The 13560-nt window shown below is 63.8% G+C and carries 11 protein-coding genes; 2 read left to right on the forward strand and 9 right to left on the reverse strand.

Features of this window, described 5'->3' with window-relative positions; translation table 11 throughout:
* Positions 1-161: 161 nt before the first annotated feature.
* On the reverse strand, positions 162-1595 hold the full coding sequence (locus tag J9889_RS01945; RefSeq protein WP_210555885.1) for a DUF2867 domain-containing protein: 1434 nt from the start codon (positions 1593-1595) through the stop codon (positions 162-164).
* Positions 1596-1711: 116 nt separating this feature from the next.
* On the reverse strand, positions 1712-1927 hold the full coding sequence (rpmE, locus tag J9889_RS01950) for a 50S ribosomal protein L31 (protein ID WP_010676078.1): 216 nt from the start codon (positions 1925-1927) through the stop codon (positions 1712-1714).
* A 147-nt stretch (positions 1928-2074) separates the two neighbouring features.
* Between rpmE and priA the strand changes: the two genes are divergently transcribed.
* On the forward strand, positions 2075-4282 hold the full coding sequence (gene priA / locus J9889_RS01955) for a primosomal protein N' (protein WP_210555886.1): 2208 nt from the start codon (positions 2075-2077) through the stop codon (positions 4280-4282).
* Here priA and J9889_RS01960 read toward each other — a convergent pair.
* The gene (locus J9889_RS01960) at positions 4279-4818 is read right to left on the reverse strand and encodes a TetR/AcrR family transcriptional regulator (protein ID WP_210555887.1); all 540 of its coding nucleotides are present in this window, start codon (positions 4816-4818) and stop codon (positions 4279-4281) included. The genes priA and J9889_RS01960 overlap by 4 nt on opposite strands.
* Positions 4819-4968: 150 nt before the next feature.
* On the opposite strand from J9889_RS01960, the gene J9889_RS01965 reads away from it, so the two are divergent.
* Entirely contained in the window at positions 4969-5364 is a 396-nt protein-coding gene (locus tag J9889_RS01965; RefSeq protein WP_174213895.1) for an HPP family protein, read from the forward strand.
* A gap of 52 nt (positions 5365-5416) precedes the next feature.
* Here the strand turns inward: J9889_RS01965 and ompA are convergent, their stop codons facing one another.
* The 6 genes from ompA to ilvG form a co-directional block, all read right to left on the reverse strand.
* A complete protein-coding gene (ompA, locus tag J9889_RS01970; RefSeq protein WP_104452107.1) occupies positions 5417-6547 on the reverse strand; it encodes a porin OmpA in 1131 nt (376 codons plus the stop codon).
* 248 nt (positions 6548-6795) lie between these two features.
* The gene (gene ilvA / locus J9889_RS01975) at positions 6796-8328 is read right to left on the reverse strand and encodes a threonine ammonia-lyase, biosynthetic (RefSeq protein WP_041211987.1); all 1533 of its coding nucleotides are present in this window, start codon (positions 8326-8328) and stop codon (positions 6796-6798) included.
* Positions 8329-8392: 64 nt separating this feature from the next.
* Positions 8393-10234: a dihydroxy-acid dehydratase gene (ilvD, locus tag J9889_RS01980; protein WP_043153414.1), complete on the reverse strand. Its 1842-nt coding sequence runs from the start codon at positions 10232-10234 to the stop codon at positions 8393-8395.
* 146 nt (positions 10235-10380) lie between these two features.
* The gene (locus J9889_RS01985; protein ID WP_039039680.1) at positions 10381-11325 is read right to left on the reverse strand and encodes a branched-chain amino acid transaminase; all 945 of its coding nucleotides are present in this window, start codon (positions 11323-11325) and stop codon (positions 10381-10383) included.
* 12 nt (positions 11326-11337) lie between these two features.
* A complete protein-coding gene (ilvM, locus tag J9889_RS01990; RefSeq protein WP_010676086.1) occupies positions 11338-11595 on the reverse strand; it encodes an acetolactate synthase 2 small subunit in 258 nt (85 codons plus the stop codon).
* Positions 11592-13238 (reverse strand): acetolactate synthase 2 catalytic subunit, encoded by a 1647-nt coding sequence (gene ilvG / locus J9889_RS01995; protein WP_041211990.1) that lies wholly within the window; start codon positions 13236-13238, stop codon positions 11592-11594. Before ilvG ends, ilvM begins: the two co-directional genes overlap by 4 nt.
* Positions 13239-13560 lie beyond the last annotated feature (322 nt).

Raw genomic sequence — 13560 nt, forward strand, 5'->3', positions numbered from 1 at the left:
AATGAATGAGTGATGCGTTGGCTCGCCAGCGGGCGAGGGCTGAGGATCATAAAGAAATCCCCCGCCCTTTCACAGCATAAAATATCGCTGGATAGCAATGACAGACTAATCAGTAGCATGTCATGCCACCCAAAACCACCCAATTAGTTATAGATTCGATTTCAATCCATGACTGGAATGCCGGCTTTTGCCTCTGCCTGCCGGGCGATGGCCTCCGTCATCCCCTGGAAGATGAAGAGGTGAAACGGCAGCATGGCAAGCCAGTAGGCCAGCCCCCAGGCCCCCTGCGGATGCCAGTGGGCCGTCACCCGCAGCCGGGTCAGGCCGGACTCCAGGGGCTGGATGTTGAACTCCAGCCGACCGACGCCGGGGGCCTTCATGTTGAACAGCAGATCCAGCCTGCGTCCTTCATCCACCCCGAGGATCTGCCAGGAGTCCAGCATGTCCCCCTTCACGAAGCGATCCGGGTTGGTGCGTCCCCGGGTCCGGGCCGGGCCGCCGATCAGATGATCCATCCATTCGCGCACCACCCACAGCTCGTTCATGTAGAAGTAGCGCTGCTCACCCCCCAGCTGCTGCAACACCTGCCACACCACCTCGCGGGCGGCGAGGCAATCCGCCTCCCCGCTGGCGGTGCGGTCGTAGAAGCCATACTCGGGATGACGCCAGCGCAGACCAAGGGGCGTCTCCTCCCCGTGCTGCTCGGCACCGAGCCTCTGCTCCAGCGCCAGGCTCTCCGCCAGCGCCTCATCGAAGCTGAGCAGATGCTGGGGCAGCAGGGCGCGCAAGGGGCCGTCATCCGCCGGGATGTCGTGCTTGAGCCCCCCCACCAGCGCCTTGGCGATGGGTTGGGGAACCGAGGTGGCGAACTGCAGCCACCAGGCGGAGAGCCGGGGGCTCAAAAAGGGGATCGGAATGATGGGGCAGCGTTTGCCGATATGGGCGGCGAATTTTTGGAGCTGCTGCTGGTAGCTGAGCAGCTCGGGGCCCGCCGCATTGAAGATCTGGCCATCCACCCCGTCGGCTTCCACCAGCCCGCCCAGATAGTGCAAGAGGTTGGAGAGGGCGATGGGGGGCGTGCGGGAGCGCACCCACTTGGGCGTCACCATCATGGGCAGGTTGTACACCAGATCCCGCATCACCTCGAACGCCGCCGAGCCGGGGCCTATGATGATGCCGGCACGCAGCTCTACCGTGGGCACCCCTGCGCTGCGAAACAGCTCGCCACAGTAGCGCCGGGAGTTGAGGTGGCGACTGTTGCAGGGCTCGGGCTGGATGGCGCCGAGATAGACGATGCGGCGCACCCCGGCGGCACGGGCGGCAGCAGCGAAGTTCTTCACTCCCTGCTGCTCCAGCCGGTGAAAACCGGCCCCCGCCCCCATGGCGTGTACCAGATAGAAGACGGTGTCGACCCCCGCCAGCGCAGGGGGCAGGGTGGCAGGCTTGAGGCTGTCGGCGAGGCGAAACGCCACCCCCTCCGGCAGACGGCAGGGACGACGGGCCCCGGCGATGACCCTGTACCCCAGACCCTGCAGATGGGGCACCAGGTAGGATCCTATGTACCCGGCAGCTCCCATCACCAGACATGTGCGCATCGGCTCTTCTCCCTTGGTTGAGCCAACACCATAGGGCAAAGCGGGGAATTACAGAATGGCGGCCAATAAAAAAGGCACCCGATGGGCGCCTTTTTCAGAATTCTTCAGAAGCAAGATTACTTCTTGGAGGTCAAGCCACCGAAACGCTTGTTGAACTTGTCTACGCGGCCGCCGCTAGAAACTTCTTTCTGCTTGCCGGTGTAGAACGGGTGGCACTCGGAGCACACGTCCAGGTTCAGATCTTTACCAATGGTAGAGAAGGTGTTGATGACGTTACCGCAAGAGCACTTGGCGGTGATGGCTACGTAGTCAGGATGGATACCAGCTTTCATGGACAACCTCAATTATCAGGCCGTGTCGCCATCCGATCTCTTGTCGGACACCACACGATTGTTGAACACAGTTTCAAAGGCTGCGAATAATATAGGAAACGCCTGAGATCAGGCAAGTGGCTTCGCAGAAAAAATAGGCAACCCCTGGTGAATTCTTCCCAAACGCTGGATCTGGTTCGTGTGGCTGTGCCGGTGCCGTTACGCCGTCATTTCGACTATCTCTCTCCCCTGCCCTTGCCTGCCCCCGGTTGCCGGGTCGAGATCCCGTTCGGCCCGCAGACCCTGGTTGGTCTGGTGGTGGATCACCCGACCGAGAGCCAGGTCCCCCGCAACAAATTAAAACCCTTGAAGAGGGTGCTCGACAGCTCCCCCGTGCTGGGGCCCGACATTCTGGCGCTGATGGCCTGGAGCGCCGGTTACTACCAGCATCCGCTGGGGGAAGTGCTGCCCCATGCCCTGCCGGTGCTGGTGCGCAAGGGGGAGCCCGCCGCCTATCGGGAGCTGGAGTTCTGGTTTGCCACCGAGGCCGGCATGGCCATCGACCTCAACGAGCTCAAGCGGGCGGCCAAGCAGCAGCAGGCCCTCGCCCTGCTGCGCAAGGGGCCGCAGACCCCCTCCGCCCTCAAACAGGAGGAGATCCAGAGCGCAGCCCTCACCGCGCTGGAGAAGAAGGGACTGCTGGAGAAGCGCTCGCTGGAGCCGAGCCATGATGGTGATTGGGCCACCCGCTTCGAGCCGGGTGAGGGGCTGCGCCTCAACGGCGAGCAGGCGCTGGCGGTGGCCGCCGTCACCAGCCAGAGCAACAAGTTCGGTGCCTTCCTGCTGGACGGCATCACGGGCTCCGGCAAGACCGAGGTTTACCTCAGCATCCTCGAGCCCCTGCTCAAGGCTGGCAAGCAGGCGCTGGTGATGGTGCCGGAAATCGGCCTCACCCCCCAGACCATCAACCGCTTTCGCCGCCGCTTCAACGTGCCCGTGGTGGCGATGAACTCCGCCATGAACGACAGGGAGCGGCTCGATGCCTGGCTGGCCTGCCGCGACGGCGGTGCCGCCATTCTGATCGGCACCCGATCCGCGGTGTTCACGCCGTTCAAGGACCTCGGCATCATCATCATCGACGAGGAGCACGACGGCTCCTTCAAGCAACAGGACGGCTTTCGCTACCACGCGCGGGATCTGGCAGTGATGCGGGCCCATCGCGCCGGCATTCCCATCCTGCTTGGATCTGCCACCCCGTCGCTGGAGACGCTGCACAACGCCCGCAGCGGCAAGTATCACCACCTCACTCTCACTCGCCGCGCCGGCAACGCCCAGACCGCTCGCCAGGTGATCCTCGACATCAAGAACGTGCGGCTGCAGGCGGGCCTCTCCCCCCAGCTGGAACAGCTGATGGCAGAGCACCTGGCGGCGGGCAACCAAGTGATGCTGTTTCTCAACCGCCGTGGCTATGCCCCGGCTCTGATTTGCCACCAGTGCGGCTGGAGTGCCGCCTGCGAGCGCTGCGACGCCTGGTACACCTGGCACCAGGCCGGTCGGCGGCTGCACTGCCACCACTGCGACAGCGTGCGCCCGCTGCCCCACCACTGCCCCGAGTGCGGCAGCAGCGAGCTCATCGGCTCCGGGGTCGGCACAGAGCAGCTGGAGCAACTGCTTGGCACCGTGTTCCCGCAATATCCGGTGGTGCGCATCGACCGGGACAACACCCGCCGCAAGGGGGAGCTGGAAACGCACCTCGGCGACATCAAGGCGGGCAAGTACAAGATCCTGATCGGCACCCAGATGCTGGCCAAGGGCCACCACTTCCCGGACGTGACGCTAGTGGGCCTGCTGGATGTGGATGGCGCCCTGTTCAGCGCCGATTTTCGCGCCGCCGAGAAACTGGCCCAGCTCTACACCCAGGTGGCGGGCCGGGCTGGTCGTGCCAGCAAACCCGGGTTGGTGGTGTTGCAGAGCCACCATCCCGAGCATGCCCTGCTGCAGGATCTGACCCAGAACGGTTACGGCCACTTCGCCGACACGGCGCTGAAAGAGCGCCGCCTGCTGGGGCTGCCACCTTTCAGCCATCAGGGACTGTTCCGGGCCGAGGCCAACGGCCGCGACGAGGTACAGCTGTTCCTCAGTCGCCTCGCCGATACCCTGCGCAGCGCCCGCTATCCCCAGGTGCAGGTGCTGGGGCCCATCAGCGGCTTCATGGAGCGCAAGGCGGGCAAGTTTCGCATGCAGCTGCTGGTGCAGGGGCCCAGCCGGGCACCGCTGGCCCAGTTGCTCGACTGGGCGGTGACGGAGCTGGAGGGGTGGCCCGAGACCAAGCGGGTGCGCTGGAGTCTGGATATCGACCCCACGGAACTGAGCTAGCGCGGCTCTGCCAGCACGGCCTCCGCCAACACCCTGGCCTGTTCCAGAGCCAGAGGCTGCTGATAGCTGTGGGCCATCACTACGGCCCCTTCCAGCAGCAGGCATAATCCGGTGGCCTGCACCTCGGTGCATTCGAGGGCCTCCCTGACCCAGTTCAGCAACGCACGCTTGTGGGCCACCACCAGCTTGCGCACCGGGTGGCGAGGATCGGAGAACTCGGCGCTCGCGTTGATGAAGTTGCAGCCGTAGAAGTCACTGCGACCAAACCAGTCCGCAAAGCCATTGAGCAGCGCCAGCAACCTGGCCTCCCGCCCCGATACCCCATCCATCCTGGCATCGAGCAGGGCAAAGAACTCCGCATCCCGCGCCATCAGCACCGTTTCGATCAAGGCATCCTTGGTGGGGAAGTGGCGATAGAGGGTGCGTTTGGTACTGCCCGCCTCGGCCCAGATGCGATCGATGCCGGTGGCGTGAAAACCGTGACGATTGAACAGCCGATAGGCTGTCGTCATCAGCTGTTGCCGTTTGTCGCTCATGGTGACTTTCCTCTTGAAGTACACCGATCTGTCTACCTAATGTCGCAGGCTGGATCAAGTGATCCGGCACAGACAAGGAGACAGGAGATGGAAACAAGACGATGGCGAAGTGCCTGGCTGGCAGGGCTCGGTGCCTGCCTGGCCATAATGTTGCTCGGCTGGCTGGACATGAGCTGGCAGTCGACCCTGTTGATGGCACCGTTCGGGGCAAGCTGTGTGCTGCTCTTCTCCCTGCCGGACAGTCCGCTGGCCCGTCCGCAGAACGTGCTGGGAGGCCACCTGTTATCGGCCACCGTGGGGTTGGTGGTGCAATTGCTACCGCTACCGATGGAACTCAAGCTGGCGCTGGGTGTGGGCCTGTCCATTGCACTCATGCAGGGACTGGGGCTGATCCACCCCCCTGCCGGAGCCAATCCACTGTTGATCCTGCTCACCACCCAGTCCTGGCCTTTCCTCTGGCAAACAGTGCTGCCCGGCGCCTTGCTGCTGATCATGGTGAGTCATTGCGCCAGGCGGCTGCAAACGTCACGACTCACAACCACATAAACAACGAGGGGGCCAAGGCCCCCTCGTTGTTTAATAGCAAGGCAAAGATGGCTTATTCGGCGACCTGGGAGACCCCGGTCAGGCGTACCTCGACCCGGCGATCTGGGGCCAGGCAGGCGATCATCTGCGCCTTGGCGCCATCCGGGCAGCTGCCCCCGGTCACGGGCGAAGACTCTCCCCGCCCTTCGGCACGCACCTTGTCGGCAAACAATCCCTTGGCGATGAGATAATCCGCCACCGTGCGGGCACGCTGTTCGGAGAGGGACTGGTTGTAGGCCTCCGAGCCGATGCGGTCGGTATGACCGATCACCGTCGCCACCCCGTCTTTCGGATTGGCCGCCAGGATCTGGGCAAACAGGTTGTCGAGGGCCTGGCTGGCGGCTGGCTTCAGGGTCGCCTTGTTGAACTCGAACAGCACATCGGAATCCAGGCTGAACTGTTTCTCCACCAGCACGGGGGCCGGGGCGGGCGCAGGTTCGGGCGCAGGCGTTGGTGCCACCGGCTCTTCGCCGATCTGGCCGAAGCGATAGAGCATGCCGACCGACAGCAGGCCGTTGTCCATCTCGATGCCTGACTCGTCGAGGGAAGTCTTGCCAAGGGGGGTGGTGTACTGGTATTCGAGGCGGGCGGCCCAATCCTTGTCGATGGCGTATTCGACCCCCAGCGCCCCGACAAAGGCGGCACCATGATATTTGTTGCCCTCATGGGATTCGGAGAGGCTGCTGGTGCCATCGCTGGCCCTGACGTTGAGTGAGCTCTCGGTCCAGGCATAGGCCCCCCCGAGACGGCCGTAGATATCCAGTGCCGAGGTTGCAGGCAGGATGATCTTCATGGTGGCCTGCACCATCTGGGCCTTGGCCTCGCCATCGAGTGCGAAATCAACCCCGTTGCCCGAGTAGTGCTTGTCCACCTGATACTTGCCGAGCCAGTCATAGCCGAGCTCAATCGCCACGTTTCTGTTTACCTGATAACCGGCAAACAGCCCCAGACCGAGATCATCGCTGTTCTCGTTCACCTTGGTCGCATCGAACAGCTCTTCGACCTGAGCGTTGTAATCCACCCCGTAATAATTTGACCAGCCGGCCTTGCCGCCGACATACCAGGTGTTGTCCTGGGCGGCAGCCTGCACCGTCCCTGTTGCCATCAAAGCGCCGATCAGGACGGCGAGCATAGATCTGTTCATGGATGAGCCCCTGCAATGAATTGTTATGACGCGGCTGCGTCTCTCTTCCCTGACGGGGCCCTGAACCCAAGCCCCGCATTCAGATTATCCCATCTGCAACCAGCCTCAAACGACCAGGGACTCAGGAGTGTGATATTGGCGACATTATCGGCCACCGTGCCCCCAATCATGGGGGCCGGCGCGTTGCCCATAAAAAAACGAAGAGCCGGGCTCTTCGTTTTTCATCTGGCAAGGGGATGGCTCCCCGCTCACTGACTGCCCTGGCTCGCCAAGAAGAGGCGGTAGGCGGGATCCTCGCTCACCTCTTTCCAGCCGTAGCCAATCTCGTGCAGGTAGTCGTGGAAGGCGGCCACGTCCTCGTCCGGCAGCTCGAAGGCACAGAGCACCCGTCCATAGTCGGCTCCGTGGTTGCGGTAGTGGAACAGGCTGATGTTCCAGCGACAGCCCAGGGTCTCCAGGAAGCGCATCAGGGCCCCCGGCTGCTCCGGGAACTTGAAGCTGTAGAGACGCTCACCGAGGGGCCGGGCCGGGCGACCGCCAATCATGTAGCGCACGTGGTTCTTGGCCAGCTCGCTCTCGGTCATGTTGACCACCGGATAGCCGTTGCCGCCGAGCTGATCGATGATCTGGCCCAGCTCCTCGTCACCGCCGGTGAGGCGCACCGAAACGAACAGCGACGCCTGCTCCGCGTCCGCATAGCGATAGTTGAACTCGGTCACCATGCGGGGCCCCAGCTGACGGCAGAAGTCGAGGAAGGCCCCCTTGCGCTCGGGGATGGTCACCGCCAGCATGCCCTCGCGCTTCTCGCCGATCTCGCAGCGCTCCGACACGTAACGCAGGCTGTGGAAGTTGACGTTGGCGCCGGACAAAATGGCCGCCATCCGGCCACCCTTGACCTGCTCCCGCTCGCTGTAGGCCTTGAGGCCCGCCAGCGACAGGGCCCCCGACGGCTCGGCGATGGCGCGGCAGTCATCGAAGATGTCTTTCAGCGCGGCGCAGATCTGGTCGTTGGAGACGGTCACCACCTCGTCCAGATACTGGTTGCACAGCCGGAAGGTCTCCTCGCCGATGCGCTTGACCGCCACCCCGTCCGCAAACAGGGAGACCCGCTCCAGATTGACCGGCTCGCCAGCCGCCAGCGCCGCCTTGAGGCAGGCGGACCCCTCCGCCTCCACCCCGATCACCTTCACATCCGGCAGCAGCTGCTTGATGTAGACCGCCACCCCGGCGGCCAGGCCGCCGCCGCCCACCGGCACGAAGACGTGGGTGAGGTGGGTATCCTGCTCCAGCAGCTCCTTGCCGATGGTGCCCTGGCCCGCGATCACCTCGACGTCGTCGAACGGCGGGATCAGGGTGTAGCCCTCCAACTCGGCGAGTCGGCGGCTCTCGCCGTAGGCCTCATCGAAGCTGTTGCCAAACAGCATGACGTTGCCGCCCTGACGGCGCACCGCGTCGATCTTGATGTCCGGCGTGGTCTTGGGCATCACGATGATCGCCTTGATGCCGAGCTTGGCGGCCGACAGGGCGACCCCCTGGGCGTGGTTGCCGGCAGAGGCGGCGATGACGCCGCGTTCTTTCTGCTCCTGGGTCAGGGTGGCGATCTTGTGGTAGGCGCCGCGCAGCTTGAAGGAGTGAACCGGTTGCAAATCCTCCCGCTTCAGGCTGACGTGATTGCCGAGCCGCTCGGAGAGTTTCTTCAGGGTTTGCAAAGGGGTGACCCTCGCCGCCTCGTAGACGGGGGAGAGCAGTACCTTGCGTAGATAATCCGCCGCAGAGACCATGGTTTATACCCCCGTCTCGTGGCGAAGGGCGCGCAATGCGCCCATATCATGACAGTTCATTCTCTCACTCCCCCAGCAGGGTGCGATCGCGCACCGCGCCCTTGTCGGCGCTGGTGGCGAACATGGCGTAGGCGCGCAGGGCAAAGGAGACCTCGCGCTGACGATCGACCGGCTTCCAGCCACGGGCAGAGACGGCGGCGCGACGGGCAGCCAGCACGCTGTCGGCCACCTCCAGCACCATGCTGCGGGCCGGGATGTCGATGTTGATGATGTCGCCATCCTCCACCAGACCGATAGTGCCACCGGAGGCCGCCTCCGGGGAGACGTGGCCGATGGAGAGACCCGAGGTACCGCCGGAGAAGCGACCGTCAGTGATGAGGGCGCATGCCTTGCCCAATCCCATCGACTTGAGATAGGTGGTGGGGTAGAGCATCTCCTGCATGCCGGGGCCCCCTTTCGGGCCCTCGTAGCGGATCACCACCACTTCACCGGCTTTCACCGTGCCGTCCAGAATGCCGCTCACCGCGCTCTCCTGGCTCTCGAATACCCGGGCCGGGCCGCGGAAGGTGAGATTCTCCTCGTCCACCCCGGCGGTCTTGACGATGGCCCCGTTGAGGGCGAGGTTGCCAGCGAGGACCGCCAGGCCACCTTCCTGGCTGTATGCGTGATCGAAGGAGCGGATGCACCCCTCGGCGCGGTCCAGATCCAGCTCGGGCCAGCGGCAATCCTGACTGAACGCCTTGGTGGTACGGATGCCGGCAGGGCCTGCACGGTAGAAGTCGTGAACCCCCTTGTCATTGCTGCGGCTGACGTCATATTCGGCCAGCAGCTCCACCAGGGAAGTGCCCAGCACGTTGCGGGTATCCCCGTGCACCAGGCCCGCTTTTTCCAGCTGACCCAGGATGGCAACCACGCCGCCGGCGCGGTGCACGTCTTCCATGTGGTACTTCTGGGTGGAAGGCGCCACCTTGCACAGCTGGGGCACCTTGCGGGACATGCGGTCGATGTCGGCCATGGTGAAGTCGACGCCCGCCTCCTGGGCTGCCGCCAGCAGGTGCAGCACGGTATTGGTGGAGCCGCCCATGGCGATGTCGAGCGCCATGGCGTTCTCGAACGCCGCCTTGGTGGCGATGTTGCGCGGCAGTGCCGAGGCATCGTCCTGCTCATACCAGCGCTTGGCCAGAGTGACGATGCGCTGGCCCGCCAGCTTGAACAGTTGCTCACGATCGGCGTGGGTCGCCAGCAGGGAGCCATTGCCCGGCTGGGAGAGACCCAGTGCCTCGGTCAGGCAGTTCATGGAGTTGGCGGTGAACATGCCGGAGCAGGAGCCGCAGGTGGGGCAGGCGCTGCGCTCGATCTGATCGCTCTGTGCATCGGAGACCTTGGGGTCGGCGCCCTGGATCATGGCGTCCACCAGATCCAGCTTGATGATCTGGTCGGAAAGCTTGGTCTTGCCCGCTTCCATGGGGCCGCCGGAGACGAAGATCACCGGGATGTTGATGCGCAGGGCAGCCATCAGCATCCCCGGGGTGATCTTGTCGCAGTTGGAGATGCAGACCATGGCGTCGGCGCAGTGGGCGTTGACCATGTACTCCACGGAATCGGCGATGAGCTCCCGGGACGGCAGGGAATAGAGCATGCCACCGTGGCCCATGGCGATGCCGTCATCCACGGCGATGGTGTTGAACTCCTTCGCGACCCCGCCAGCCGCCTCGATTTCGCGGGCGACCAGTTGGCCCAGATCCTTGAGGTGGACGTGGCCCGGCACGAACTGGGTGAAAGAGTTGACCACGGCGATGATGGGCTTGCCGAAATCCTGATCGGTCATGCCGGTGGCACGCCAGAGGGCGCGGGCCCCGGCCATGTTACGTCCGTGGGTGGTGGTGGCGGATCTCAACTTCGGCATTGTCTCTACTCCCTGAATGCCCCTGGGGCGCATTGTCTTTCAACATGAATGTGTGATTCGCGGATCGGGAATCGATCCTGGTGAAGGCACCTCGGGGAGCCTTCACCGGAAGCGACTCGGGGAGGCGTGACGCCTCCCCGCTATCATCAGTCGTTGACCGGCGTCAGCCAGCCCCACTTGTCTTCGGTCTTGCCGTTGAACAGGCCGAAGAAGGCGTTCTGCAACTGCTCGGTCACCGGGCCACGGCAACCGGCGCCCACCTTCATCCGATCCACCGAGCGCACCGGGGTCACCTCGGCGGCGGTGCCGGTCATGAAGATTTCGTCTGCGACGTACAGCGCCTCACGGGGCAGCGCCTGCTCGCGTACCTCGTAACCCAAGTCGCGCGCCAGCGTCATGATGGTGTCGCGGGTGATGCCGGGCAGGATGGCGGCGGTGGCGGGCGGGGTGAACAGCACGCCGTTCTTCACCAGAAACAGGTTCTCCCCCGCCCCTTCGCTCAGATAGCCGTTCACATCCAGCGCCAGCCCCTCGGCGAAGCCGTTGCGCTTGGCCTCGCGGCTGATGAGCTGGGAGGAGAGATAGTTGCCTCCCGCCTTGGCACCGGTCGGGATGGTGTTGGGAGCGAGCCGGTTCCAGGAGGTGACGCACACATCCACCCCGTTTTTCAGCCCCTCTTCACCGAGGTAGGCGCCCCAGGGCAGGGCCGCGACCATGAGGTCGGCCTTGGCATCCAGCGGCGGATGCAGCCCCAGCCCCACGTTGCCGACAAAGGCCAGCGGGCGCAGGTAGCCGCTCTTCAGGCCGTTCTCGCGCACCACGGTGCGGCAGGCTTCATTCACTTCGGACTCGCTGTAGGGGACGTCCATCCAGTAGATCTTGGCGGAGTCGAACAGGCGGCGGGTGTGCTCCTGCAGGCGGAAGATGCAGGTCCCCTTGGGAGTGTCATAGGCCCGTACCCCCTCGAACACCGAGGAGCCGTAGTGCAGGGCATGGCTCATGACATGCACCTGGGCATCCTGCCAGGGGACCAGCTTGCCGTTGAACCAGATGTATTGGGGGTGGGCGGCGGATTGGGAAGGCTGTGACATTGGCTTGGCTCCTTAAGCTCTGATCCGGGGTTGCTGTTCCAGTGCATCGACCCGGGAGACATCCACCAGCTTCACCAGCTGGCTCCACAACTGCTGGATGGGACGTACCGATTCGACAGTAACCGTGATCCGCAGCTGTTGGCAATCCTGCTCCATGTTGAGGGCGCAGAGATTGAAACCGCGGTGACGGACCACCCGCAGCACCCGTTCCATCACTTCGGGTCTGGGTTGGGCATGGATTTCCAGGGTGCTGGTATTGAGCTGGTTCATGGGCGTTGCTCCATCATCTTGTGGTTGGCGACTCCTGGCGGAACCAGGGGCCAGACATTTTCTTCCTCTGAAATAGCCACATGCAGCAGATAGGCACTCTCGCTCGCCAGCAGGCGATCCAGTGCCGGACCTATCTCTTCCTTGCATGTGATAGTCTCGCCGGGAATGCCGAAGGCGGCAGCCAGGGCGACGAAATCGGGGTTGTCGGACAGATTGGTCTCGCTGTAGCGACCGTCGAAGAACAGCTCCTGCCATTGGCGCACCATGCCGAGGCGCTGGTTGTCCAGCAGCACCATCTTCACCTTGAGCCGGGCCCGGCGGATGGTGCCGAGCTCCTGCACGTTCATCATGAAGGAGCCGTCACCGCTCACCAGCACCACCTCGTCATCGGGGCGCGACATCTTGGCGCCGATGGCGGCGGGCAGGCCGAAACCCATGGTGCCGAGGCCGGCACTGGAGAGGTGGTTGCGCGGGCTGGTGAAACGCATGTGCTGGGCCACCCACATCTGGTGCTGACCCACGTCGCAGGCCACCACGCTGGTGTCAGGCAGCTGGCTTGAAAGCTCTTTGAGCAGGGCCGGGGCGTAGATGGCCTGACCCGGATGGTCGTAGCGGAAGGCGTATTCCCGAGCCATGGTGGCGCAGTGCTCGCGCCAGGGGTCGAGGGTCAGCGTCATCGCCAGGGCGGGCAGCACACGCTTGAGATCCGTGGTGATCCCCACATCGGCGGCGCGACGCTTGCCGAACTCGGCGGCGTCCACATCCAGGTGGATCACCTTTGCCTCGGGGGCAAACTCTTCCAGCTTGCCGGTCACCCGATCATCGAAACGGGCGCCTACTACCACCAGCAGATCGCACTGCTGTACCGCCAAGTTAGCGGCCTTGGTACCGTGCATGCCGAGCATGCCCAGATAGACGGGGCTGTCGGGGTCGAGGGCACCTATCCCCTTGAGGGTGGTGACCGCCGGCATCCCCGTGGTGGCGGCAAAGTCGCGCAGCTGCTGCTCGGCATTGGCCATGCCCACCCCGCCGCCGACGTAGAGTACCGGACGCTCAGCACCGGCCAGCAGGGTACGGGCGACCGTCAGTTCGGCCGGATTCAGGGGGTCGGGTTCCTCCACGGCAAACAGCGGGCTTTGAGAGGGAACGGCGGCCAGTTGCACATCCTTGGGCAGGTCGATGAGCACGGGGCCCGGACGCCCTTCGGTGGCGATGGCGAAGGCTTCGGCAATGACCCGTCCCAGATCCGCCGGGTCCGTCACCATGAAGGAGTGCTTGGTGCAGGAGAGGGACATGCCGAGCACGTCTACTTCCTGAAAGGCATCGGTACCGACGGCGGCGCAGGGCACCTGGCCGCTGATGGCCACCAGCGGTACCGAATCGAGCAGTGCCTCCGCGAGGCCGGTGACCAGGTTGGTGGCGCCGGGGCCAGAGGTGGCGATGCAGACCCCCACCTGACCGGAAGCGCGGGCATAACCCACCGCAGCCATGGCGGCACCCTGCTCGTGGCGGCAGAGCTGATGGGCCAGGCCACCGTCATACAGGGCGTCGTAGACCGGCATGATGGCCCCGCCCGGGTAACCAAACACCTGGGTCACACCCTGTTTCTTGAGAGCCTGTACCAAAAACTGCGCGCCGTTCATGTGGAAAATCCTGTCCTTTGGTCGAAAAAAAACCCCCGGGCCGTGAGGCTCGGGGGTCGCTTGTTTCGTTCTGTCCGGTGGTGGGTCTATCCCTTGTTCCGTGCAGCCAAACGAGCCCCGAGCGGTGAGATAATAATCACCACTAGGACCACAATAATGCTGACGAAACGGGAGGCCATGTTCATAGTTACAACCGGAAATCCTGTGAAATGGGAGCGGAGCTTGCCGCGAATGGCTATTAGAACTAGCACGGTGATTTTTATTGGGCAAGCACTTTTTACCTGACAAGACTCTGATTTTGACTGCTCTGAAACCTGACGAC

It is taken from the genome of Aeromonas sp. PrichA-15, assembly GCF_017939245.1.
Classification (GTDB): Bacteria; Pseudomonadota; Gammaproteobacteria; order Enterobacterales; family Aeromonadaceae; genus Aeromonas; species Aeromonas caviae.